Here is a 23,692-nt window from a genome sequence, read left to right on the forward strand (position 1 = left end):
GATGTCAATGTGCTGCTGTGTGTGACGGCGAACCACAAGACCGCCTCTTTCGAAATGCTCGAACGACTGAGCCGCACGCCCGACGACGTCGCGCCGAATCTTCTGCGCCTCGCTCCGTGCGTGCAGGGCGCAGTCGTCGTCTCGACGTGCAACCGTTTCGAGGCGTACGTCGAGGTCGATGAACCGGTGACCGCTGCGGGCGCCGTAGGCGTCGAGGCCGTGCTGGAAGCGATCGAGCAGTCCGCCGGCATCCCCACCGAAGAACTCGACGGCGCATACACCGTGCACTCCGGTCGCCGTGTCGCCGAGCATCTGTTCGCCGTGGCATCCGGTCTGGAATCCGTCGTCTCCGGCGAAGGCGAGATCGCCGGCCAGGTGCGCCGCGCGCTCACCACCGCTCGCAAGCACGGCACCACCTCCCCCGAACTCGAGCGCCTCTTCCAGCGCGCCAGCCAGGCGCAGCGCAAGGTCAAGAACGTCACGGCACTCGGTCGCGCCGGCCGCTCTCTGGTGCGCCTCGCGCTCGAACTGGCCGACAGCCGCATCGCCGACTGGTCCGCCGAGCGCGTGCTCCTGGTCGGCACCGGCTCCTATGCCGCTGTGACGCTCGCGACGCTCCGTGAGCGCGGCGCGACGAACATCTCGGTGTACTCGCCGTCGGGCCGTGCAGAGCTCTTCGCGAAGAAGCACGACATCACCGCCGTTACTGAAGCGGACTATGCCAGCGTCGCGACGGCATCGAGCCTGCTGATCACCTGCACCACTGCGACCGAGCCCGTACTCGGCCGCGCTCAGCTGCAGGGTCCGACAGCGGACTCGCCTGCCGGGTGCCCGATGGGCCAGCAGACCTCGCAGCTCGTCATCGACCTGGGCATGCCCCGCAACGTCGACCCCGACATCTCAAGCCTCGAGGGCGTGGCCCTGCTCGACCTCGAGACGATTCGTCTGCACGCCCCGTTGGAAGAGCTGCAGGCGACAGATGCCGCGCGCACGGTGGTTCGCGAGGCCGCCGACACATTCCACGTGATCGGCGCCCAGCAGAGCGTGACGCCCTCGGTCGTCGCATTCCGCACGCACATCCTGTCGCTCATGGAAGCCGAGATCGAGCGGGCCCGCGCCCGCGGTGATGAAGGCGGCAAGGTCGAGCAGGCCATGCGCCACCTCGCCGGTGTACTCACGCACACCCCGACCACGCGGGCGCACGAGCTCGCGGCTCAGGGGCGCGGCGACGAGTTCGCCGCAGCGCTCGAGACGCTGTACGGCATCAAGGCCGAAGTCGTCGCCGATGCCCCGACGGCCGAGTCCGCCTGAGCCTTCTCCGACGCTTCGTTCGGAGAAGTACAGTTACTCCGGAGAGATTCCAGAATCTCTCCGGACGTAGCGCAGATCTCCGAAGAAGCGGCAGGTACTGATCACCGCACGGCAGCACGCTCGAGTGCCAGACTGGATGCATGGCCCTTCACATCACCGGTGACCCCGCCGCGGATTCGCTGTTGACCGATAATCCCCTGGCGCTGCTGGTGGGGATGCTGCTCGATCAGCAGGTGCCGATGGAGACGGCATTCGCCGGCCCACTCAAGATCGAACAGCGCACCGGCTCCGCGGATGCCAAGGCCATCGCCGCCATGGACCCGGAGTCGTTCCTCGAGGCGTTCAAGCAGACGCCTGCAGTGCACCGGTTCCCCGGCTCGATGGCGACTCGCGTGCAGACGCTCTGCCAGGAGCTCGTCGATGCCTGGGACGGGGATGCCGCGGCGCTGTGGACCCGCGGAGACCCTGACGGTGCGGAGGTGCTGCGCCGATTGAAGAAGCTGCCGGGATTCGGCGAGCAGAAGGCGAAGATCTTCCTCGCGTTGCTCGGCAAGCAGTACGGCTTCACCGGTTCCGGGTGGCGCGAGGCATCCGCCCCGTACGGAGAGGACGGCTCATACCGCAGCGTCGCCGACATCGTCTCGCCAGAGTCGCTGACGAAGGTGCGCGAGCACAAGAAGGCCATGAAGGCCGCCGCGAAGACGGCCGGATAGGCGGGCAACCTTTGTCAAGGCCGGTCTCGCAGAAGATCCGGTGACGCAGACTGGTCAGCAAACGAGCCAGGGAGCGCGCATGTCGAGAAACGTCCGAAGGATGAACTGCCGGCCCGAAGCGGTCTTCCGCGTTCTGGAGGACGGCTGGCTCTACCCGAGCTGGGTCGTCGGGGCATCGCGCATGCGCGACGTCGCCGCCGCATGGCCGCAGCCCGGAGCAAAGTTGCATCACTCCGTGGGGGTCTGGCCGGCCCTCCTCGACGACACGACGAGCACCGCCACGTGGGATCCACCGCGCCACATGGTGATGACCGCACGGGGGTGGCCGATCGGCGAGGCACGCGTGACGATCGACGTCAGGCCCTTCGGGGGAGGATGCCTCGTCCGCATCCAGGAGGAAGAGGTCAGCGGACCGGCGAAGGTCATCCCCCGCATCGTGTCCGATGTGCTGCTGCAATGGCGCAACGCCGAGACGCTGCACAGACTCGCATACCTGGCAGAAGGACTCGCCCCCGTGAACACGGCATCCGATTCGGAGAACACATGACAGGGCGCTCGTTCGATGTCGATGCCACCGTCGTCGGCGCCGGGCCCAACGGTCTCGCCGCCGCCGTCACACTCGCACGCGCAGGGCTCTCGGTGCGAGTCTTCGAGCGCGCGACGACAGCCGGAGGCGGCGCGGCGACCGCAGAGCTCACCCTGCCGGGCTTCCACCACGACGTCTGTTCGGCGGTGCATCCTCTCGCCTTCGAGTCGCGCTTCTTCCGCGAATTCGGACTCACCCGACGCATACCGTTCGCCGTACCGGAGATCTCCTTCGCGCATCCGCTCGATGGCGGGAGGGCCGGGATCGCGTACCGGGATCTGGAGCGCACGGCGGAGACCCTCGGTGTGGATGGCAGGGCGTACACCAGCCTGATGCGCCCGCTGGTCGAGCGCTCGACGAGGGTCGCCGACTTCACCGGCGACACTCTCCTGCGCATCCCCCGGGACATCCCGACCGCCCTGGCCTTCGGATTGGCGGCGATGGAGCAGGGCAGCCCGCTGTGGAACGCGCGCTTCCGCGAGGATGCCGCCCCCGCCATGCTCACCGGCGTGGCATCGCACACGATCCTGCCTATGCCTGGCCTGGCCAGCTCGGGCGCCGGCCTCGCGCTGACGGCGTACGCGCATGCGAAGGGATGGCCGATCCCCATCGGCGGAAGCCAGAGCATCATCGACGCCATGGTCGACGACCTCGTCACGCACGGAGGTGAGCTCGTGACTGATCACGAGGTCACTTCTCTTGACGAACTGCCCTCGTCCCGCGTGACGCTGCTCGACGTCACACCGCGTGCGCTGAGCAGGATCGCCGGCGACCGGATGCCGCAGCGCTACCGCGATGCGCTCGGTCGCTTCCGCTACGGCAACGCCGTGGCGAAGGTGGATTTCGCGCTTTCCGAACCTGTGCCGTGGTCGCATCCGGAACTCGGCCGCGCCGGAACACTTCACGTCGGCGGCACCCGGGCCGAGATCGCGGCGGCCGAGAACGCCGTCGCACACGGCAACCTCTCCGAGTCTCCGTACGTTCTCGTCTCGCAGCCCTCGCTTTTCGATGACACCCGCGCCCCCGCCGGCCAGCACACGCTCTGGACGTACACGCATGTGCCGGCGGCATCGCGCGCGGACAGGTCGGAGGCAGTCATCCGGCAGATCGAACGGTTCGCACCCGGCTTCCGCGACACGATCCTGGGCATGTCGTCCCGCACGGCGATGGACGTGGAGCGGCACAACCCCAACTACCCTCGCGGCGACATCTCTGCAGGTACGCCGGATCTGGTGCAGCTGCTGCGCCGTCCTGTACTCAGCCCCGAGCCGTGGCAGACGCCGATGAACGGCGTCTACCTGTGCGGTGCATCCACGACACCGGGGCCAGGAGTGCACGGCCTGCCCGGATGGCACGCAGCGCTGAGCGCGTTGCGGAACGACTTCGGCACCAGAGCGCTGCCGGATCTCGCGCCGCGCGCGTCTGGTGGAGAATGAACTCATGAAGCAGACCGGTTCGAACGTCGCCGCGCTGATCGCCGCGGCGTCACCCGCGATCAGAAGGCGGGATGCTGAGACGCTGACTGCCTTGATGCGGGAGGTCGCCGGCCGCGAACCCGCCGCCTGGGGATCGATCATCGGCTTCGGCTCCTGCCACTACCGCTACCCGACCGGCACCGAGGGCGACATGCCGATTCTGGCGTTCGCACCACGCAAGACCGCGACCACGATCTACCTCGATGACACCGAGCGGCACAGCGAGGCGCTCGGTGACCTCGGCCCGCATACCGTCGGCAAAGGATGCCTGTACGTCAAGGACCTCGAGAAGGTCGATCTCGAGGTGCTCCGCGACATCCTCGAGGGCACTCTCGCCTGGGTTGAGTCCGGTGGTACGCCCGGGATCGAGCTGACGGTCACCGACTGAGGCCTTCCGTCACTCGCAGGTGTGAGCGTCAGCGCAGCACCTCGACCAGCGCGACCCACGAGACGACGACAGCCGACACGATCGCGAGCAGGCACCCGGCGGCCGCGAGGTGCAGGCCGGAAGGATGCCCCGCCCACACCATCACGCCGGCGACGACGTACGCGGCGAGTGGCAGGAAGCCGATGAGGTACTTGAGCGGTCGTGCACGGGCCGCCGGGGCGGGATCGCGTGCGATCAGCCGGGTGGCGTTCACCTGGAATACGGTGGCGAGCAGCGTGGCCGCGATGATCACGCCGCCGTACCAAGCGGGTTCAAGATCGGGAACGAGGCCCAGTGCCGCGACGGTGAGCGCGAGCACGAGTGTCGCGACGCCGGCAAGGAGCCGCGCGGTGAGCGTGCGCGATTTGATGATCTCCGCGATGTTGACGCTCGCGGCGACGATCACGAGTCCGGCGAGCGCCGCAGTGGCGCCCGCCATGGCGACGTTGAACTCGCTCCACTGCTCCATCATGCGGACAGCCTAGACCCGGCATCCGCGGCCGCGCGCTCCGCGAAGACGCGACCGTCTGCTCGGGGTCACGAGCGTCGCGGTCAGCGACTGTCGTCAGCGACTGCCGTAGCGAGCGACGATCTCCTCGGTGAGCGGCGGCCAGATGCGCTTGTGCTCATCGCCGAATGCGACGCCCGAGAGGAACGCTGCGCCGAGGTCGCGGGAGCGGTCGATGAACAGGAAGCTGCCTTGCCCGCCGAAGTGTCCTGCGGTCTCAGGCGGCAGGGTGTCGCTCAGCCAGTGCGGACTCTTCGCGCCCTTGAGCTCGAACCCCAGTCCCCACTGATTGTCGTCGAACGAGCCGTATCCGGGAACGACGCCGCGCAACCCGGTCCGCGAGACCATGAGCGCGAGATCACGCAGCTCGACGGGGATCAGCGTCGGTCGCAGCACTTCGCGTGCGAACGTCAGCAGGTCTTCGATCGACGCCCGGTAGCCTGCGGACGGCCGGCCGGTCACGACGATGTCCTGCATGCCCAACGGCACGGTGACTTCGCGGGTCATCCAGTCGGCGAACGGCATGCCGACGGCCTCGGCCACGTGCGCGCCTAGCGAATCGAACCCGGCATTCGAATAGATACGCCGGGTTCCGGGCGCGGCCTGCGTCTGGTCTCCCTCGAACGGCAGCCCGCTGGTGTGGTCGAGCAGGTTCAGAAGCGTCGATCCCGCGGGACCTGCCGGCTCGTCGAGGTCCACGAACCCACGTTCGACGGCGATCAATACGCCCCAGGCCGATATGGGCTTGGACACCGATGCCAGCGGCAGAACCGAGCGCGAGTCTCCCTGCACGGCGAGCGTCTGCTCAGAGCTGGTCACCCCTACAAGTGCGTTGTGAGGGAAGCCGTCTGTCGCTGCGAATGTCGTGGACTCCACCCCGCTCACGCCCCCTTGAGACGCTCCGCCAGGTACTCGTGCAACGTGTCAACGGGGATGCGCTCCTGCGCCATCGTGTCGCGGTCGCGAACCGTGACGGCGTTGTCGTCGAGCGAGTCGAAGTCGACGGTGACGCAGAACGGCGTGCCGATCTCGTCCTGGCGACGATAGCGGCGACCGATCGCGCCGGCGTCATCGAAGTCGATGGCCCAGCGACCGCGCAGCGAGTCCGCGACCTCGCGCGCGAGCGGCGAGAGCCTCTCGTTGCGCGACAGGGGAAGGACCGCGACCTTGACCGGTGCCAGACGCGGGTCGAGCTTGAGCACGGTGCGGGTGTCGGTACCACCCTTGGCGTTCGGCACCTCCTCCTCGACGTACGAGTCGACGAGGAACGCCATCATCGAGCGGGTGAGCCCGAAGGACGGCTCGATGACATACGGGGTGTAGCGCTCTCCGGATGCCTGGTCGAAATAGGACAGGCTCTGGCCCGACGCCTCGGAGTGGCTCGAGAGGTCGTAGTCGGTGCGGTTGGCGACACCCATGAGCTCTCCCCATTCCTTGCCGGGGAAGCCGAAGCGGTACTCGAAGTCGATGGTTCCGGCGGAATAGTGCGCCCGCTCGTCCTCTGGGACATCGAAGCGGCGCATGTTGGCGGTGTCGATGCCGAGGTCCTCGAACCACGCCCAGCACGCTTCGACCCAGTGTTCGAACCACTCCTGGGCGTCGGCGGGAGGCACGAAGTACTCGATCTCCATCTGCTCGAACTCGCGGGTGCGGAAGATGAAGTTTCCGGGGGTGATCTCGTTGCGGAATGCCTTGCCCACCTGACCGATGCCGAACGGCGGCTTCTTGCGGCTGGCGGTGAGCACGTTGGCGAAGTTCACGAAGATGCCCTGAGCCGTCTCGGGACGCAGGTAGAACAGGCCGGATTCGTCGTCGACGACGCCGAGGTAAGTCTTGACGAGGCCCGAGAAGGCCTTCGGCTCGGTGTACTGGCCCTTGTTGCCGCAGTTCGGGCACGGCACGTCGGCAAGACCGTTCTCCGCCTTGCGGCCCTTGCGCGCCTCGAAGTCCTCGACGAGGGTGTCGGCACGGAAGCGTTTGTGGCAGCTCAGGCACTCGACCAGCGGATCAGTGAACGTGGCGACGTGCCCCGATGCCTCCCAGACGCGCTTCGGGAGGATGATCGAGGAGTCCAGTCCCACCATGTCGCCGCGTCCGCGGACGAAGGTCTGCCACCACTGGCGACGGATGTTCTCCTTGAGCTCGGTGCCGAGGGGGCCGTAATCCCATGCGGAACGCGAACCGCCGTAGATCTCACCCGCTTGGAACACGAACCCGCGGTGGCGGGCGAGGCTGATGACCTTGTCAAGACGGGACTGTTCGGCCACGGTGGCTCCAATGGTCGGGAGAGATTCGGATGCTGCGCGCGGACATGCCGCGCCGTCCTCCATCCTATCCGCGCCGACGAGCCCGGTTCAGCCCTCCACTGCGGCAGCAGCAGCGGCTGCGCGCGCCAGCCACGCGGGTGTCTTGCCCGGCCGCGCGAACGGCACGAGCCGCCCGGCGGCGCTCTCTTCCACTAGCTGCTCAGCACGCGCGATGCGGGTGGCAGGGCGCTTGGCTGTCGCGATCCAGTGCCGCACAGCTTTGCGATACCCCGCCGTCGCTGCGTCGAGGAATGCCCGTGCCGCAGCAGACGAGTCGAGCACGGCCTGCACCTCCGGCTCGAGTTCAGCTTCACCGTTCTCGTGCGAATAGGTGCCGGTGCGATCCGCGCTGCGCGCCTCGAACGCCGCCAGGCCGGCGGGGGCCATCCGCCCCTCCGCCTGCAAGCGCTCCACGTGCGCGACATTGACCTTCGACCACGTGCTCCCCGATTTTCGCGGCGTCCACCGCTGACGGCGGCGATCATCGTCGATGGGCTGCGACACCGAGTCGATCCAGCCGAAGCACAGCGCCTCGGGAACGGCATCCGCCCACGTCAGACCCCGATCGACGACGTGAGCCTTGCGCACTTCCATCCACAGCTCCGGCTTGTCGGAGTGATGCCGCTCGAGCCACGCACGGAACTCCGCCGCGTCGCGGAAGTACACCGCGGGCTTCTCCGCCGAACCGCCCGCCTGTCCCGCCACATCGTCCATGGGAACAGGATGCCACGAGCATCCGACACCGCCTCAACGGTTCGGGAAAGCCTCTCCCCCGCCCGCGGCGAGCGCCTCGGCGACGATCTCGATGTGGTCGTTCATCATCGCCGCCGGCATCGCCGGCATGCTCTGCTCCCAGTACGGGAGGATCGCACCACGCCCCTGCATCATTCCGGCCAGACGGGCGTATGCCCACAAGTGGAGGTGCGCCGAGCCGTCGTTCCATCGCGAGAAATGGCAGCGCGCGACCGCAGGGATCGCCTTGGTGGCCTCCGACAGTCTCTGCAGCACGGGTCCGAGGCCGGCGAGCACCTCGATCGGGGCGTCTTCGAGCTTTACATGGCGGCGGGGTGAGATCGAGCCGACGAACGGCAGCCCGACGCCGCCTTCGAATCCTGAACTCACCTGCCATTCATCGTCATGCCAGATCGTGCTCTTCGACGGCTTGCAGTGCCCGCATTCGGAGGCATCGACCTCACCGTGCCTTGGCCTCTCGGGCACGAGCATCGGCTCGATCGGCAACAACTCGAATGCGGCGATACTGGGCGCAGGACCGCTGCCGGGCACTCTGCTCGTGTCGAGCGTCTGACCTATCGGCGCCCACCGGTGCCACTCGGTGTCGGCCGGATGCTGTGCGAAATCTGGGTCGGAGGGCATGCCACCCATGAAACCAGAGAAGGCGTCGCAGCGCCGCGCATCACTCGGTGAAGAGGTATCCGCGCTCCACGTCGAAGCCGGCGATGCGCAGTCCACGGCCCAGCAGTGCCTCCATCTCACCGCGCAACCGGAGACGCCACTCGTGCGCCGCGTCGGGATCCGTCGCCCGAATTCCCTCGACGTCCGACGGAATCTCGAGGGTCGCGACGACGGTCTCCCCCGCAGGGTGCTTGGCGATGTCAGCGAGTGCCCATTCGACATCGAGACGGTCGCTCTCGTCGCCGGCATCCCCACCGCCGAAGATGCCGTAGTTGTTCACCGAGTACCCGGTCACGCGCGCGCCGAGAACGGTGAGGAAGAAGTGCGCGTTGCGGGCGACGAGCGGGTCGAATGTCCAGGTGATCCGTCCGACCTCACGCGAGAACGCCCACTGGCGCTGGTGCTCCTTCAGCTCGCGCCCCCAGCCGCGACCGCGGTAATCCGGTACCAGGGCTGTGATGTGCGAGTGCATCGTGCGCTGGCCGGGAACACCGAAGAAAGCGACGGATGCCCCGACCATGTGCTCCGCGCCGGACTCATCGTCGAACAACCCGACGACGTAGTTGCCGGATTGCTGCAGCGCACGCAGGGTGCCCGCATCGATGACGCGCTCCGGTCCGCGGATGGCATCCAACAGGGACTGCGCCTCGATGATGAGTTCGACGGTGTCAAGGTCACGTATGGTTCGCACGTCCCCAGTCTGCCCCTCCTCGCCCCTGATGCGGAAACGGGAGACCGAGAACATCGCAGCTGTCGACGTCACACTGGGTCGACGATCAGGAGCCGACGAACTCCTCGGTCGGGCCGAACTCCGGCCACTCGCGCACCTCGACTGTCGAGCCCAGACCGTCGGTGTCGAGCACGACGATCTCGTTGACTCCCGGGTTCCAGAGCGGGGCCGGAGCGTAGAGCGTCTGCTGCGGGCCGATCGTCCAGTAACGGCCGAGCAGGAAGCCGTTCAGCCACACCATGCCTTTGGCCCCGTCAGGGAAGGCGAGCCAGGCATCCGCTGGGGTGACGACTTCGATCGTCGCACGCGCGACCCCGTCCGCCTCCCGAGCGCCAGCAGGGTCCGTCGCGTCGGGGGCGGGCGCCGCGTCGAGCGGCAGCGCCCGGTGCGTCCAGCCGTGCACGTAGCGGCGGCCGTTTATGCGCACGCCGTTCATGATGCCCTTGCCCTCGCCGGTGCGCGGGCCGTAGTTGATGCGTCCGAGACTCTCGACCACGATCGTCAGCTGCGCCTTTCGGGCGCCGCCGGGAAGCGGAAGCGACAGCTGCCCGTCCCGCTCCAGGGTGCCGATGCGCTCGTCGCCGACGAAGACCGTCGCACGATCATGCAGGGTGTCGATGTCGATCGTCGCATCCGCCGGAACGTCGATCTGTGCCTGATAGATGACGATGCCGTCTTCCACGCCGAGCTGCTCGAACGTCTGCGGCATCGGGGTGATCTCTCCGATCATCGGCAGCGTCTCGGCGAACTCGCGCAACGACGTCACCGGCTGCAGCGGCGCCGACTGCGCGGCCTGAACCGGCGCAGGTGCGGGGCGCTCCGGCATCTCACCGTCATGGAACGGGGCGAACGCTGCGCGCAGCGCCTCGAACTTGGCGTTCAGCGTGCCGTCTTCGCCGATCGGGGCATCCGAGTCGTAGCTGGTGATCGTCGGCTGCAGTGCGCCGTCGTGGTTGGCTCCGTTCCACAGGCCGAAGTTCGTGCCGCCGTGCGCCATGTAGATGCTGACGGATCCGCCGACCGCGAGCAGTTCGTCGACGGTGCCGATCATGCTCTCGGCCGAACGCACATGGTGTTGCTCGCCCCAGTGGTCGAACCATCCGCCCCATAGCTCACTGCACATCAGCGCATCGTCGGGGCGACGCAGCTGCTGGGCTGTGGCGACGCCGGTGCCGAAGGTGAATGTCGGCAGCGCTCCTGCCACCGAGCCGTGCGCGATCATGTCGGAGGTGATGCCGTCTGCCGTCGTCAGCAGCTCGACGACGCCCCGCGAACGCAGGCCGTCGCGCTGATGCTCGAGATATACGTGATCGCTGCCGAACGAGCCGTACTCGTTCTCGATCTGCACGGCGACGATGGGCCCGCCGAATGCCGCCTGCAGCGGCACGATGCGCGGGATCAGCTCGTCGTACCAGCTGTCGACGGCCGCAAGATACTCGGGATCGTTCGTGCGCAACGCGCTCACCCGTCCGGTCAGCCAGAACGGCAACCCGCCGTTCGACCACTCCGCGCAGATGTACGGGCTCGGACGCAGGTAGACGTCGAGTCCGATCTCACCCGCGAGTCGGATGAACGACTCCAGGTCGCGCCAGCCGTCGAAACGCGGCTCTCCTTCCACCCGTTCGTGGAAATTCCAGGCCACATAGGTGTCGACCGTGTTCGCACCCATCGCGGCGAGCCGACGCATACGGTCCTCCCACTGCTGGGGATGCACGCGGAAGTAATGCAGCGCTCCAGCGAGGATGCGATACGACCGTCCGGCACGGAGGAGCTGCCCGTCGCGCCACGTGATCGCAGGAGAGGCGTCCCGAGAGGACGAGGATGCGTGGTTCAAGAGGACTCCAGCGTGACTCTCGCTCCGACTTCACGGAGTGCGGACGGATGCGTGTCGTGCGCAGCCGCGCATGACTCTACCGGACGGTTGCGATCTCGCCCGACGCGCCCACCTCTGCCGAGCAGCGGTAATCTGGCGTGGTGGGAGACAGAGATGACAAAGCCAGAAAACGTCTCTCCCGCACCCCACATCGTGGCCTCACGGTCGCGGTCCTCGCCTTCGCCGGCCTCTGCTCCTCGTTCATGTTCACGCTGGTCGTGCCGCTTCAGGCCGAGCTGCCGACGCTGCTGAACGCATCACGCGAAGACACCACCTGGGTCGTCACGATCACGCTGCTGGTCGCCGCGGTCGCCACCCCGATCTCCGGCCGTCTCGGCGACATGTACGGCAAACGTCGCGTCGTCGTGGTGCTGATGGCGCTGCTCAGCATCGGCTCCGTGATCGCCGCGATGTCCGGATCCATCGTCGGCGTGATCATCGGCCGCGCGCTGCAGGGCGGCGTCACCGGTGTCATCCCGCTCGGCATCGCGATCATGCGCGACATCCTGCCGACCAACAGACTCGGCACCGCCGTCGCCCTGATGAGCGCGACCATGGGCGTCGGCGGTGCGCTCGGGATGCCGCTCGCTGCGTACCTGGCGATCAACGCCGACTGGCATTCTCTGTTCTGGCTCGCGGCCGGTCTCGGCATCGTCGGGCTCATCCTGGTCTTCCTGTTCGTGCCGGAAGACGTGCTTCTCTCCCCCGGCCGCCTCGACGTGCCAGGTGCGATCGGCTTGGCGATCGGCCTCACCGGCCTGCTGCTGTACGTCTCGCGAGGCGCCGAGTGGGGTTGGACATCGCCCGTCGGGCTCTCGCTCCTGATCGGCGGCATCCTGGTGCTGCTGATCTGGGGGTGGTATCAGCTGCGCACGAACGACCCCCTGCTGGACCTGCGCGTCGCCGCGCGCCCCGCAGTGCTCTTCACGAACATCGCCGCGATCGGCATGGGATTCGCACTGTTCTCCTCGAACGTCACGTTCCCGCAAATGCTCGAACTCCCGGTCGAGAGCGGCTCCGGTTTCGGCCTGGACATGTTGACTGCAGCATTCATCATCATGCCCGCCGGGCTCGTCATGATGGTGATCTCACCCCTGTCGGGCTGGCTCGAGCGCACGGTCGGGCCCCGTCCTCTGTTCACCGTCGGCGCCGCCGCGATCGTGCTGGCGTATGTGTACGTGCTGATCTGGTCATCAGAGTGGTGGCACATCCTCGTCTCGAACGCGATCATCGGCGTCGGCATCGGCTTCACGTTCGCTGCCATGCCGATGATCATCATGCGCTCGGTACCAGCGAACGAGACCGGCGCCTCCAACGGGCTCAACGCACTCTTCCGCTCTGTCGGCACATCCAGCGCATCCGCCGTGATGGGCGGCGTGCTGGCCGCGATGAGCGTCGAGATCGACGGAGTGGCCGTGCCGACCCGCGAGGCGTTCGACGTCTGCTTCTGGCTGGCGATCATCGCCGGAATCGTCGCCCTGGTGCTGTCGCTGTTCATCCCGGAGGGCCGCGCCATCGAACGGCATCCGTCGCTGCCGAGCTGAGACGGCGTCCCGGCCGAGACGGTCGAGTGCCGGTTATAGCGTGAAGCCGTCCGGATCGCCGGGCTGCGGTGCCCGCAGCCGCTCGGGCACCGGCCACGGCAGCACGAACTGCTGCGCCGCCGTGCGAGTCATATCGCCATAGTCGTCGACCTTCACGACGATGCGGCCTGGGCTGCCGCCGCGATCCGGCGTGACCTCGACCATGCGCACCCGAAGCGGACGTTCGGCCTCGCCGTCCAGCATCCACGGGTCAGCGAGCCATGACAGGCCGTGCCCCTCCAGCGCCGCCTCCGCATCCAGCCATTCGATGGACTCGGAGATCGTGCGCCCGAGCACGTCGACCGCGACCCATTCGTCGTCGCCGCCGGGGTGGATCCACCCGAGCAGCTCGCCATCGTCGCGGCGATGCGGGGTCCAGTCGTCCATCCGACGAGGGTACCCCCAGCCACACCGTCTCACTGCTGGGCAGAACGGGAACATGGTCGCTCCCCTCCCCCGCATGACGCCGGAGCAATCCCGCGCCTGGCTCGCCCTCATCAGCACGGCCGAGCTCCTTCCGTCCGCGCTCGATGCCCAGCTGCAGCGCGACGCCGACCTCACCCGCTACGAGTTCATCCTGCTCAGCACGCTGCAGCGCGGGGGTCCGATGCGTCTTAGTGATCTGGCCGCAGCGACCAACGCGACGCTCCCACGCTGCTCGAAGGTCGTCAGCAGGCTCCAGCGGCGCGATCTGGTGGAGAGGGAGGAGAGCACGCAGGATCGACTCAGCGTGGTGCTCAAACTCAGCAGACAGGGCCGTCGCCGGCTCGTGTTCGCGGCGCCAGACCACTTCGCCACCGCGCATCGGCTGGTGCTCGATCGCCTCACCCCCGCGCAGCTCGATGCCCTCGCAGATGCTCTCGAACCGGTCGTGCAGGCTCTCGAACCTCAACAGAAATTCGGGCCCTTCTGACCGCATGCGCACGCACGAGTCGTCATTCCTCGTCACGCGAGGCGGTCGAATCGCACCGCGCTGGATAACATCCGATCATGAGCACGATCGCCACCACCACCGCCGGAAGCCTGCCCCGCACTGACGCCCACATCGCCGCGAACGCGGCGCGCAAGCGTCTGATCGCGCGCGGGCGGGCATACGTGTACGGGCGGGCATAACCGCTCGCGTCGCTCTCAGTGCGCGTACTCCATGAGCTCGAGCCCGAGCACACGGAACGCATCATGTGCGCGGAGCCGGTGCGTGATCGAGAGGTCGTCGAAGCACACGATCATCGCGTACGCGATCCCCGATCGGGGACCCGCGAGCACGCCGGCTTCGGCGCGCACACCCCGTTCGCGACCCGTCTTGTTGATGAACAGCAGCCCATGAGCGTCGTGATCGTGCGCGAACGGGTCGAGTCCCGTGGATGCCGCGACCAGGCTCAGATCGTGGTTGAGGCTCAGCCACTCCGACACCTGCGCGCTCACTGCGACGTCCACCGCCGTGGAGTTCACCAGGGCGGAGAACAGGCCGGCAAGCTCACGCGTCGTGCCCACCGCGACATGCGGGGCGTCATCCGGTCCTCGCTCATCTCGGAAGCGGTCGAGCAGCGCGGTCTGCGTGAGCCCGAGCGCCTGAAGACGATCATTCACGCGATCGTCCCGAACGTGCGCCAAGAGGGCGTTCACCGCCATCGGATCACCCGCCGCCGCAGCGAGCACCGCGAGATCCACGAGCGGCAGCGCCGGTGCCCGCAGGTTGCGCCACACCCCCGCCATGGTCACATCGTCGACCGAGGATTGTTCGACGATCTCGAGCGGATCCAGCGTTCCCGACTCGAAGCCTGCAGCCACCTCGATCAGCAACGGCACCACACCGAGACCGGCGATCGGCATCGTGACGTGGTCGTCGCCGGCGAGCACCTCTGCGCCGGTGTCGAGGTCGGTGACGTGCACCGACACCTGGGCGCCGGCATCCGCCAGCTCCTCGAGCGCACGCAGAGTGGCCACGAACGAGCGGCGGCCCACGGCGGCACGGCGAGGGACACGTCGATGGCTGCGATGTGATCGGCGCAGCATCGCAGGCGGCGAAGGCTCGGAGGGAGTGCCCACGCGTGTTCCTTCCCAGGAAGGTCTTCAGGGGACGCTACTGGGAGCATGCCCCCCAGCAGCACTCGCTATCGTAACCCCGCGTCACTGCCTCCGGGAAAAGATCACCAGATCGTCACACGCTGTTCGCGCGGAAGGTGCAGCGCATCCGCCTCGGTCACATCGAATGCCTCGTAGAAGGCATCGATGTTGCGAACGATCTGGTTGCAGCGGAACTCGTTCGGCGAGTGCGGGTCGATCGTGAGCAGCCGGATCGTCTCGGCGTCGCGGCTCTTCTGCTGCCAGACCTGCGCCCAGCTCAGCAGCAGGCGCTGCACCCCGGTGAGGCCGTCGATGACTGGCGATTCGACGGCGTCGCCGTTCGAATCACGACCTAGCGACAGCTCGTATGCCTTCAGCGCGATGCCGAGACCACCCAGGTCGCCGATGTTCTCGCCGATAGTGAGGGCGCCGTTGACGTGGTTGTCCTCACCAAGGCCCACCGGGACCAGAGCGTCGTACTGTGCGATCAGAGCTTTCGTGCGCTCCTCGAAGGCTGCGCGATCGGCATCCGTCCACCAGTCGTCGAGCTTGCCCGAGCCGTCGTAGCGGCTGCCCTGGTCATCGAATCCGTGACCGATCTCATGACCGATCACGGCGCCGATCCCGCCGTAGTTGGCTGCGGCGTCGCGGGAGGCGTCGAAGAACGGGTACTGCAGAATCGCCGCGGGGAACACGATCTCGTTCATCGAGGGGTTGTAGTAGGCGTTGACCATCTGCGGCGGCATGTGCCATTCATTGCGATCGATGGGCTTCCCGACCTTGTCGACGTTGCGGTCGTGCTCGAAGATGTTCGCCCGGCGCACGTTGCCGAAGATGTCGGATGCATCGATCTCGAGGGTCGAGTAGTCGCGCCACTCCTCTGGATGGCCGATCTTCGGAGTGAACGCATCGAGCTTGGCGAGCGCCCGCTCACGGGTCTCCGGGCTCATCCACTCCAGCGTCGTGATGCTCTGCCGGTACGCCTCGATGAGGTTCGCCACGAGCTCGTCCATCGCGGCCTTCGCCGTCGGCGGGTAGTGGCGCTCCACGTAGACCTTGCCGATCGCCTCACCGAGTGCGCCCTCTGTGACGGAGACACCGCGCTTCCAGCGCTCGCGGATCGTGGGGACGCCGGAGATCTCGGTGCCGTAGAACGAGAAGTTCTCCTGCACGATGTCGTCCGTGAGGTACGGGGCTGCGGCATGCACGACATGCGCGCGCAGCCACGACTTCCACTCGTCGAGTCGCTCTTCGGTGAGCAGCGTGCCGAGGCCCTCGAGCGCGCTGGGCTGTGAGACCACGGCTTCGGCGAAGGCATCCGGATTCGTGGGCACGACACCGTCTCGCCACGGCGCGAGGTCGACGCCGATCAGGCTCTGCAGCTCGTCCCACGTCTTGAGGTTGTAGGTGGCGACGGCGTCGCGGCTGGCGACGTTGTCCCAGTGATGCGAGGCGATCTGCTTCTCGATCTCGAACGAGCGCTCGGCGTCGCCCGCGGCATCCGCGAGACCGGCGAGCGCGAGCAGACGCTCGAGGTGAGCGCGATATGCGGTGCAGGTGTCCTCGAAGTTCTCGAGTCGGTAGTAGCTCTCGTCGGGCAGGGAGAGGCCGGACTGCACGAGAATCGGCAGGTAGCGCTCGGGGTTGCCAGGGTCGCCGTCGACGTAGAGGCCGATCAGGTGGGCGCGACCGTCGCGCTCGTACGCGCCGACCGTCGCGAGGAGCGAGGGGATGCTGTCGATCTGATCGATCTCCGCAAGGGTCTCGGTGAGCGGCGCGACACCGGCGGCGTCGATGCGGTCGGTGTCCATGAAGCTCGAGAACATGTCGCCGATCTTGCGCGCGAGCGTGCCTTCCTCTGCGTTCTGCGACTCCTCGATGATCGTGCGCACGTCCTTCTCTGCCTGCTCGGCGAGCAGATGGAACGAGCCCCACCTGGCCTTGTCCCCAGGGATCTCCGTGCGCTCGAGCCACGAGCCGTTCACGTACCGGTAGAGATCGTCCTGCGGACGGATGTCGGAGCTGAATTCTGCGGTGGCGAGGCCGGTGGGGAGAGCATCAGTCATGGTGTCCACCCTATGCGCGCGGTGCCGCACGCACCTCGTCAGAAGAAGGAATTCCCGGCCTCTGTGTCGCCCTGAACCGGGTTCCCCTTCTTCCGTCGACCGAACCGGCGCCGAGGAGGTTCCGGCGCCGCGACAGGTGCGGGCCGCGCGGCTCGGCGCCCTCGCCAGGCCTCGATCTCAGCATCCACGTCGCGCGTGCGCGTGATGACCGGCGGGCCGCCCTGCAGCTGGCGACGGGCGGCGATCACCCGCTTGTTGAAGTCCTCCAGCACCTCGCGCACGTCGCTCTCTCGCGCGAGAGCGTCGAGGTTCGCATCGAGCTCGCGGTCCTCGTTGCGCAGCAGCAGCGCGGGAGGGCCGAGGCCGGACAGGTTCTCCGTCTCGATCTTGCGCCGGATCCACCAATCCGGGTCGTGGTGCGTGCCGAGCCCCTCGATCGGCTTACCCGCACCGGGCAGATCGTCGAACTCGCCGCGACGGATGGCGAGCTGAATCGCCGTTTCGACGAACTCGTGCTGATTCTCGGCCGTGAGCTGCATCGGTTCGGGTTCGGTCTCAGCATCCGGCTCGCCGTCGCCTCGCGCCCGGTATCGGGCCGCTGCGTCTCGAGGATCAGTCATCTTCCACCTCCGGATGCCGGTTCCTCCAGCCTACGACGGCGCAGGCGGCGTCGCTCCTGTGCCATGCGCCGTCGGTCCGGTGTCGATGGGAGATTCTCGTCGGTTATTCAGCGGCGCTTTGACCGGAGAGAACCTCCTTTCGACGCGGCTTCGGACGCGGCAACGGATGTCAGGAGCGACGACGGAGGAGGGAAGGGCGGTCGTGAGCGCTGCTGTCGCCGGTACGGCATAGGCTCGTCAGGTGACCGTGCGCCAGACCCTCAATCGAGAGATCCTGCGACTCGCGGTCCCCGCTCTCGGCGCGCTGGTCGCGGAGCCGGCGTTCCTCATAGTGGATGCTGCGCTCGTCGGGCACCTCGGCGTCATACCGCTCGCCGGCCTCGGCATCGCCGGCGCGGTGCTGCAGACGATCGTCGGGCTCATGGTCTTCCTCGCATATTCGACGACACCGGCGGTCGCGCGCCGGTTCGGCGCGGGCGACAAGAAGGATGCCGTGAGCGTCGGCATCGACGGCATGTGGCTGGCGCTGGGACTCGGCGCGGTGCTCGCCGTCACGGGTGCGCTCTCCTCCCCCTGGCTGGTCTCGCTGTTCGGCGCGTCCGCCGAGGTCGCGGAGCAGGCCGACGTCTACCTGTCCATCTCGATGTGGGGCCTGCCGGCCATGCTCATCGTCTTCGCGGCGACCGGTCTGCTGCGCGGCATGCAGGACACCATGACACCGCTGTGGATCGCCGGGGCGGGGTTCGGCACGAACGCACTGTTGAACTGGGTGTTCATCTACGGCTTCGGCTGGGGCATCGCCGGATCCGCCGCAGGCACCGTCGTCGCGCAGTGGAGCATGGTCGCGGCGTACGTGCTCATCATCGGCCGCCTGACCCGCCGCCACTCGGCATCCGTCCGACCCCAGCGCGACGGAGTTCGGGGATCTGCGCGTTCGGGCGGCTGGTTGTTCCTTCGCACCGTTAGCCTGCGCGTCGCCCTGCTCGTCACCGTCGGCATCGCGACCGGCATCGGCACCACCGAGCTCGCCGGATGGCAGGTGGTCTTCACGATCTTCTCCGCCGCCGCGTTCGCCCTCGATGCTCTCGCCATCGCTGCACAAGCGCTGATCGGCAAGGGCCTCGGGGCGCGCGATATCCCTGCCGTACGACAAGTGCTCGCGCGCACGGTCGCGTGGGGTGCGTGGTTCGGCGTGATCGTCGGCGGGCTGATCGCGGCCCTGTCCGGCGTGATCGGGCTCGTCTTCACCGGAGACGCCGCCATCGCAGCCCTCATCCAGCCGGCGCTGATCGTGCTGGCCGTGGCGCAGCCGATCGCCGGCGTCGTCTTCGTGCTCGACGGTGTGCTGATGGGGTCCGGCGACGTGCGCTACCTGGCGATCGCCGGTGGGCTCAATCTCGTACCGTTCCTGCCTGCGCTGTGGATCATCGCACTCGTCGGGGTCGACGGCACCGCCGGGGTGACGTGGCTGGCTGCGGCATTCTTCGGCGTCTACATGCTCGCCCGCTTCGCGACGCTGGGCTGGCGGGTGAAGACCGGCGGGTGGTTGAGCGCTTCGGTGTAGCGCGACTCGTTCTCCACCGGTGCGTCCGGATCGGGGTTATCCACCGAACGTGGGCGCGCGCTGGTACCTCTGGCATCGTGGTCTCGACACGACGACAATAGAAGGATGCTGACGATGAACGAGCCGCAGGTGTGGACGCTGATCGGCGTTCTCGCCGCGGGCCTGTTCGGCATGATCACGCTGATGTCGACTATGTTCGTGCGCATCATCCGCACAGAGATCCAGGGCGTCCATCATCGTCTCGATCGCCTCGATGCCGCCGTCAACGCACTGATGCGGCACAGGTTCGGGATTCAACGCGACTGACACCCGTCTTCGGTGGGTCAAGATGTTCGTATGACCTCCGCCTGGCCCGGCGACAGCGCGACAGTCGTGCGTTGGGTGCGATCCGCCCTCCGGCGCGCCGCGCGTGACTCCGGCGAAGTCGAGCTGAAGAGTCTCGATGACCTCGAGGTCGCGGCCTCCCTCTCCGGCCACGACCTCGAGCATCTCACTCTGGATGCCACCCGAACGAGGCTCGCCTTCGGCTGGAATTCTCCGCCGGTGCCGTCGGAGGCAGCCGAAGCGGATCCGCCTGAACCGGAGATCATCACCCGCGCGCCCGGCATCCTGAGGAACTTCCGGTTCACCGCCCGGCCGATGCGAATCGAGCGGAGTCCGCTCGATGTCGACGTGCAGGCGTTCGACATGCCGATCGTGTGGCCGACTGCCGCCGAACCCGCAGTGCCGGGTGTCCCGGAGAGTATTCACTCGCTCGTCCCAGACGGATCGGGGATTGCCTGCGCCTCGACGACCGCGATGAGGCTGGCCGGCAGCAGCACCGTCATGGCGATCGCCAGAATCACGATCACTGCGCGTAGCGGCGGCACCACTCGTACATGATCACGGCTCCGGCCGCGCTCGCGTTGATCGAGCGTGTCGACCCGTACTGGGTGATCTCGATGTGACCGGATGCCGCGGCGATCGCCTCGTCCGTGAGCCCGGGGCCCTCCTGGCCGAACAGCAGCACACAGCGCTCCGGCAGGTCTGCCCGCTCGACCGGAACAGCACCCTCGACGTTGTCGACCGCGATGATCGGGATGCCCTCGGCTGCGGCCCACGCCGCGAAGGTGGCGACATCGTCGTGATGCACGACGTGCTGGTAGCGGTCGGTGACCATGGCGCCGCGCTTGTTCCAGCGGCGGCGACCGATGATGTGCACGGTGTCGGCGAGGAACGCATTCGCGCTGCGCACGATGGAGCCGATGTTCATGTCGTGCTGCCAGTTCTCGATCGCGACGTGGAACGGATGCCGGTGCGTGTCGAGGTCTGCGACGATCGCCTCCATGCGCCAGTAACGGTAGCGATCGATGACGTTGCGGGTGTCGCCGTTCTCGAGCAGTTCCGGGTCGTACTGCTCCCCCACCGGCCACTCACCCTCCCAAGGTCCGAGTCCATGGGTCGTGCGCTCAGGGGTGTCGGTCACTCAGCCAGCGTAGTCTGGAGGTGTGGCATCCCCAGCAGCAGACGACTATCTGAAGACCGTCTATGCGCATACCGAGTGGCAGGATGCCCCGATCACTCCCTCGCAGCTCGCCGCGAAGCTGGGCATCGCTCCGTCGAGCGTGACCGAGATGGTGAAGAAACTCGCCGCCTCGGGGCTGGTCTCGCACGTGCCGTACGGCGCCGTGCGCCTGACGGACGCCGGCGAGCGACGGGCGTTGTCGATGGTGCGCCGCCACCGCCTGGTCGAGACCTGGCTGGTGAGCGAGTTCGGCTACGGCTGGCACGAGGTGCACGACGAGGCCGAGGTCCTCGAGCACACCATCAGCGACCGACTGCTGGAAGGCATCGACGAGCGCCTCGGACGCCCCGCTTCGACCCGCACGGCGATGCGATTCCGGATGCCGCGGGGCATGTCGCACGCGAACCGTTCCTACTGCTGGCACAGGCCCCGGTCCATCACGAGGGCCGCGTGCTGCGCGTCTCCGACACCGACCCGGATCTGCTGTGCGCCCTGGAGGATCTGGGGCTGTCGGTGTCATCCGTCGTCTGCGTCACCGAGGGCGGCGTCGAGATCGACGGGGTTCCAGCCGAGCTGCCTGATGGCGCTGACGAGGTCGTCTGGCTCAGCGCGTAGCATCCGTCGGACAAGCCCCGTACGCACATCGCCCGGCTCGCGCACGACGGCGGGGCCGAGGACGAATCCCCGGCCCCGCCGTGTGCAGACCGTCGCGGTGCGGATCAGACCTTCAGCTCGTGCAGGCGCGAGCCGTCGGTGCTGAACGTCGCGGTGGCCGTCGCGATCGCGCCGACGATGCAGATCACCGCAGCGTAGATCACGACCGGCCAGATGCCGCCGCCTGCGGCCGCCATCAGCGCGGTGCAGATGAGTGGCGCGAGGCCGCCGCCGAAGGTGTTGGAGAGCTGGTAGCCGATGTTGACACCGGTGGTGCGCGCCTCTGGATCGAACATCTCGACCAGCATGGTCTGCAGCGTCGCCTGCATGGCGACGCCGGGGATCACGAACCCGATGATCATGCCGAGCCAGATCAGCCACAGGTCGCCCGTGGAGTAGAGCAGGAATGTCGGCCACACCAGCGCGGCGAAGGCGATGCATCCGGTGATGTAGACCTTGCGGCGCCCGATCCGGTCGGAGAGCGCACCATACGCCGGGGCGACGAAGATCTGCAGGACTCCGACGATCATCGTGCCGGCGAACCCCTGCCATGCGGGGATGCTCTCCTGGTTGACCATGTAGGAGATTCCGAATGTCAGCACGATGTATCCGGCGATGCTCTGCGGTAGCCCGATCAGGATGCCGAGGATCGCGTTCTTCGGGTGGCGGAACACCTCGATGAGCGGCGTGGTCTTGACACCGGAATTCTCCTGACGCGCCTTGGTCGCCTTGAAGTCATCCGACTCCTCGAGCTTGCTGCGCAGCAGGATCGCGACGATCGCGAGCACCATGCCGAGAACGAAAGGAATGCGCCAGCCCCACTCGAAGAACCAGGATTCCGGGCCGAGGCCGAGCCCGGCCATGAGGCCTGCGGAGGCCACGTTCGCGATACCGGCACCGCTGATGAGGAACGCGCCGTACATTCCGCGCTTGCCCTTGGGCGCGTGCTCGACGACCATGGTCGCCGCTCCGCCCATCTCTCCGCCGACGAAGAAACCCTGACACATCCGGAAGAACACCAGCAGGAGCGGGGCGAGGAGTCCGATCGCCGCCGTCGGCGGGATGAGCCCGATGCCTGCCGTGGCGATTCCCATGCCGACGACCGTGATCATCAGCGTCATCTTGCGACCGACGCGGTCGCCGATGTGACCGAAGACGAGACCGCCGACCGGACGCAGGAAGAACCCGACCGCGAAGGTCGCGAACGACTGCAGCTGGGCGATGATCGGATCGCCCCCGGCGAAGAACACGACCGGGAACACCGCTGCCGCCGCGAGGCCGTAGAGGTAGTAGTCGTAGTACTCCATGAGAGTTCCGATCGCACCACCTGCGATCGTGCGCTTCTGCGTCTTGCTCAGCGTCGGCGTGGCTGTCGTTGCCGCGACCATAGTTACCTCCGGGTCATCCAGATGAGAGTTCCTGAGACCGATCGGCTTCCGGGCAGCTTCGATCGGCTACAGACAACATAGCCGCATCTGAACAGTTCTTCTATGACGCGAACATTTCGTTAATGTAAATCCGTCTGGAGCGTTCACTCACGCTCGGAGCGCACCTGGTCCAGATAGGCGTAGGCCGTGACCTTTGAGATGCCCAGTCGCTTGGCGACGGTCTCGACTCCGCGCTTCACATGGAAAGCGCCCAGTTCGTCCAGCATCCTAAGCGCCGCCATCCGGTCGGCCTTGTCCATCAGCGCGACAGGGCGCCCGACGGCGGAGATGGCGTCGGCGATCATCGTGTCGAGCAGGGTCGCGATGTCGCGCGCATGGAACTCGCGCTCGCGGTGGGGTGCAACCGAAGTCGGCAGCACAGCGCTCAGCACGTTCTGGATGGTCTGAAGAGGCGTCAGATCGATGTTGATGCACAGCGACGCGATGATGCGTCCCCCCGCATCCCGGTAGTACACCGACGAGCAATGCAGTTCGCGGCCGTCGGCCGTGCGTCCCGGGTAGCCGAACTCGTCGTGCTCTGCCGCCTCGTTCTTCATCACCTCGAGACCGAGGTTCGTGGACGGGCCGCCGATCTCCCGGCCGGTGACATGACCGTTGACGATCGCGTAGATCGAATGGTTCATGTCGCGCTGGCTGAGGTCGTGCAGCACCACCTCGCAGTGATCGCCCACCGCACCCGCGATGGCATGCATGACGGGACCGAGTACGGCGTAGGCGTCTTCGATGCTCGCGAAGCGCCCTTTGTCCACCGCCAGGCCGAACTGCTCTTCCACGGCGCGCACGTCCCATCGACATCGGGCATCATCAGATGCCTGCGAGTCTACGCGGGGCTTCCCCACGGTGCGAT

General features: G+C 67.2%; 26 protein-coding genes and 1 pseudogene. 13 read left to right on the plus strand and 14 right to left on the minus strand.

The window, feature by feature from the left end; translation table 11 throughout:
* The first annotated feature begins 54 nt into the window (after nucleotides 1-54).
* From HDC95_RS07410 to HDC95_RS07430, 5 genes are all read left to right on the plus strand, one after another.
* A complete protein-coding gene (locus HDC95_RS07410) occupies nucleotides 55-1,311 on the plus strand; it encodes a glutamyl-tRNA reductase (protein WP_396652676.1) in 1,257 nt (418 codons plus the stop codon).
* Nucleotides 1,312-1,451: 140 nt separating this feature from the next.
* Nucleotides 1,452-2,024, plus strand: a complete 573-nt coding sequence (locus tag HDC95_RS07415) for an HhH-GPD-type base excision DNA repair protein (protein ID WP_259062681.1) — start codon at nucleotides 1,452-1,454, stop codon at nucleotides 2,022-2,024.
* Nucleotides 2,025-2,103: 79 nt separating this feature from the next.
* On the plus strand, nucleotides 2,104-2,571 hold the full coding sequence (locus tag HDC95_RS07420) for an SRPBCC family protein (RefSeq protein WP_259062682.1): 468 nt from the start codon (nucleotides 2,104-2,106) through the stop codon (nucleotides 2,569-2,571).
* Nucleotides 2,568-4,046, plus strand: coding sequence for an NAD(P)/FAD-dependent oxidoreductase (locus HDC95_RS07425; protein WP_259062683.1), 1,479 nt, complete (start codon nucleotides 2,568-2,570; stop codon nucleotides 4,044-4,046). The genes HDC95_RS07420 and HDC95_RS07425 overlap by 4 nt, the downstream gene beginning before the upstream one ends.
* Nucleotides 4,047-4,050: 4 nt before the next feature.
* A complete protein-coding gene (locus HDC95_RS07430; protein ID WP_259062684.1) occupies nucleotides 4,051-4,473 on the plus strand; it encodes a DUF1801 domain-containing protein in 423 nt (140 codons plus the stop codon).
* A 28-nt stretch (nucleotides 4,474-4,501) separates the two neighbouring features.
* Here the strand turns inward: HDC95_RS07430 and HDC95_RS07435 are convergent, their stop codons facing one another.
* From HDC95_RS07435 to HDC95_RS07465, 7 genes are all read right to left on the minus strand, one after another.
* Nucleotides 4,502-4,984, minus strand: coding sequence for a hypothetical protein (locus HDC95_RS07435; protein ID WP_259062685.1), 483 nt, complete (start codon nucleotides 4,982-4,984; stop codon nucleotides 4,502-4,504).
* Nucleotides 4,985-5,077: 93 nt separating this feature from the next.
* Complete coding sequence (locus HDC95_RS07440) at nucleotides 5,078-5,905, minus strand: serine hydrolase (protein ID WP_259062686.1); 828 nt, start codon at nucleotides 5,903-5,905, stop codon at nucleotides 5,078-5,080.
* The gene (locus tag HDC95_RS07445) at nucleotides 5,902-7,287 is read right to left on the minus strand and encodes a glycine--tRNA ligase (RefSeq protein ID WP_259062687.1); all 1,386 of its coding nucleotides are present in this window, start codon (nucleotides 7,285-7,287) and stop codon (nucleotides 5,902-5,904) included. Before HDC95_RS07445 ends, HDC95_RS07440 begins: the two co-directional genes overlap by 4 nt.
* An 87-nt stretch (nucleotides 7,288-7,374) precedes the next feature.
* Nucleotides 7,375-8,040, minus strand: a complete 666-nt coding sequence (locus HDC95_RS07450) for a YdeI family protein (RefSeq protein ID WP_259062688.1) — start codon at nucleotides 8,038-8,040, stop codon at nucleotides 7,375-7,377.
* Between the two features lie 33 nt (nucleotides 8,041-8,073).
* The gene (locus HDC95_RS07455; RefSeq protein WP_259062690.1) at nucleotides 8,074-8,700 is read right to left on the minus strand and encodes a hypothetical protein; all 627 of its coding nucleotides are present in this window, start codon (nucleotides 8,698-8,700) and stop codon (nucleotides 8,074-8,076) included.
* A gap of 40 nt (nucleotides 8,701-8,740) precedes the next feature.
* Nucleotides 8,741-9,430, minus strand: a complete 690-nt coding sequence (locus HDC95_RS07460; RefSeq protein ID WP_259062691.1) for a GNAT family N-acetyltransferase — start codon at nucleotides 9,428-9,430, stop codon at nucleotides 8,741-8,743.
* 85 nt (nucleotides 9,431-9,515) lie between these two features.
* Entirely contained in the window at nucleotides 9,516-11,303 is a 1,788-nt protein-coding gene (locus tag HDC95_RS07465; protein WP_259062693.1) for a beta-galactosidase family protein, read from the minus strand.
* Nucleotides 11,304-11,443: 140 nt separating this feature from the next.
* Between HDC95_RS07465 and HDC95_RS07470 the strand changes: the two genes are divergently transcribed.
* Nucleotides 11,444-12,886 carry an MFS transporter gene (locus HDC95_RS07470; RefSeq protein ID WP_259062694.1) on the plus strand — a complete coding sequence of 481 codons (1,443 nt, stop codon included), beginning with the start codon at nucleotides 11,444-11,446 and terminating at the stop codon, nucleotides 12,884-12,886.
* 33 nt (nucleotides 12,887-12,919) lie between these two features.
* On the opposite strand, the gene HDC95_RS07475 is transcribed toward HDC95_RS07470, so the two are convergent.
* Nucleotides 12,920-13,312, minus strand: a complete 393-nt coding sequence (locus HDC95_RS07475) for a hypothetical protein (protein WP_259062695.1) — start codon at nucleotides 13,310-13,312, stop codon at nucleotides 12,920-12,922.
* A 52-nt stretch (nucleotides 13,313-13,364) separates the two neighbouring features.
* Between HDC95_RS07475 and HDC95_RS07480 the strand changes: the two genes are divergently transcribed.
* Together HDC95_RS07480 and HDC95_RS07485 are read left to right on the plus strand one after the other, a co-directional pair.
* Entirely contained in the window at nucleotides 13,365-13,838 is a 474-nt protein-coding gene (locus tag HDC95_RS07480) for a MarR family winged helix-turn-helix transcriptional regulator (RefSeq protein ID WP_259062696.1), read from the plus strand.
* 77 nt (nucleotides 13,839-13,915) lie between these two features.
* Nucleotides 13,916-14,038, plus strand: a complete 123-nt coding sequence (locus HDC95_RS07485) for a hypothetical protein (RefSeq protein ID WP_259062697.1) — start codon at nucleotides 13,916-13,918, stop codon at nucleotides 14,036-14,038.
* 15 nt (nucleotides 14,039-14,053) lie between these two features.
* Here HDC95_RS07485 and HDC95_RS07490 read toward each other — a convergent pair whose 3' ends face one another.
* The 3 genes from HDC95_RS07490 to HDC95_RS07500 form a co-directional block, all read right to left on the minus strand.
* On the minus strand, nucleotides 14,054-14,971 hold the full coding sequence (locus HDC95_RS07490) for a serine hydrolase (RefSeq protein ID WP_396652677.1): 918 nt from the start codon (nucleotides 14,969-14,971) through the stop codon (nucleotides 14,054-14,056).
* 101 nt (nucleotides 14,972-15,072) lie between these two features.
* On the minus strand, nucleotides 15,073-17,055 hold the full coding sequence (locus tag HDC95_RS07495) for a M13 family metallopeptidase (protein WP_259062698.1): 1,983 nt from the start codon (nucleotides 17,053-17,055) through the stop codon (nucleotides 15,073-15,075).
* 38 nt (nucleotides 17,056-17,093) lie between these two features.
* Nucleotides 17,094-17,675: a DUF1992 domain-containing protein gene (locus HDC95_RS07500; RefSeq protein WP_259062699.1), complete on the minus strand. Its 582-nt coding sequence runs from the start codon at nucleotides 17,673-17,675 to the stop codon at nucleotides 17,094-17,096.
* A 241-nt stretch (nucleotides 17,676-17,916) separates the two neighbouring features.
* Between HDC95_RS07500 and HDC95_RS07505 the strand changes: the two genes are divergently transcribed.
* The 3 genes from HDC95_RS07505 (at nucleotide 17,917) to HDC95_RS07515 (ending at nucleotide 20,121) form a co-directional block, all read left to right on the plus strand.
* Nucleotides 17,917-19,239, plus strand: a complete 1,323-nt coding sequence (locus tag HDC95_RS07505) for an MATE family efflux transporter (RefSeq protein ID WP_259062700.1) — start codon at nucleotides 17,917-17,919, stop codon at nucleotides 19,237-19,239.
* A gap of 114 nt (nucleotides 19,240-19,353) precedes the next feature.
* Complete coding sequence (locus HDC95_RS07510) at nucleotides 19,354-19,545, plus strand: hypothetical protein (protein WP_259062701.1); 192 nt, start codon at nucleotides 19,354-19,356, stop codon at nucleotides 19,543-19,545.
* Between the two features lie 30 nt (nucleotides 19,546-19,575).
* Nucleotides 19,576-20,121: a hypothetical protein gene (locus tag HDC95_RS07515; protein ID WP_259062702.1), complete on the plus strand. Its 546-nt coding sequence runs from the start codon at nucleotides 19,576-19,578 to the stop codon at nucleotides 20,119-20,121.
* On the opposite strand, the gene HDC95_RS07520 is transcribed toward HDC95_RS07515, so the two are convergent.
* Nucleotides 20,087-20,704, minus strand: coding sequence for a TrmH family RNA methyltransferase (locus HDC95_RS07520; RefSeq protein ID WP_259062703.1), 618 nt, complete (start codon nucleotides 20,702-20,704; stop codon nucleotides 20,087-20,089). The two genes, HDC95_RS07515 and HDC95_RS07520, sit on opposite strands and share 35 nt — an antisense overlap.
* 22 nt (nucleotides 20,705-20,726) lie before the next feature.
* Here HDC95_RS07520 and HDC95_RS16895 point away from each other — a divergent pair.
* Nucleotides 20,727-21,035: pseudogene (locus HDC95_RS16895) on the plus strand (metal-dependent transcriptional regulator); the annotation flags it as partial.
* Nucleotides 21,036-21,193: 158 nt separating this feature from the next.
* Complete coding sequence (locus tag HDC95_RS16900; protein ID WP_396652683.1) at nucleotides 21,194-21,358, plus strand: hypothetical protein; 165 nt, start codon at nucleotides 21,194-21,196, stop codon at nucleotides 21,356-21,358.
* 104 nt (nucleotides 21,359-21,462) lie between these two features.
* Here the strand turns inward: HDC95_RS16900 and HDC95_RS07530 are convergent, their stop codons facing one another.
* Nucleotides 21,463-22,785, minus strand: coding sequence for an MFS transporter (locus HDC95_RS07530; protein WP_259062704.1), 1,323 nt, complete (start codon nucleotides 22,783-22,785; stop codon nucleotides 21,463-21,465).
* 143 nt (nucleotides 22,786-22,928) lie between these two features.
* Nucleotides 22,929-23,627, minus strand: a complete 699-nt coding sequence (locus tag HDC95_RS07535; protein WP_259062705.1) for a transcriptional regulator — start codon at nucleotides 23,625-23,627, stop codon at nucleotides 22,929-22,931.
* Between the last annotated feature and the right edge of the window lie 65 nt (nucleotides 23,628-23,692).

It is taken from the genome of Microbacterium sp. AK031 (genome assembly GCF_024807145.1).
Classification (GTDB): Bacteria; Actinomycetota; Actinomycetes; order Actinomycetales; family Microbacteriaceae; genus Microbacterium.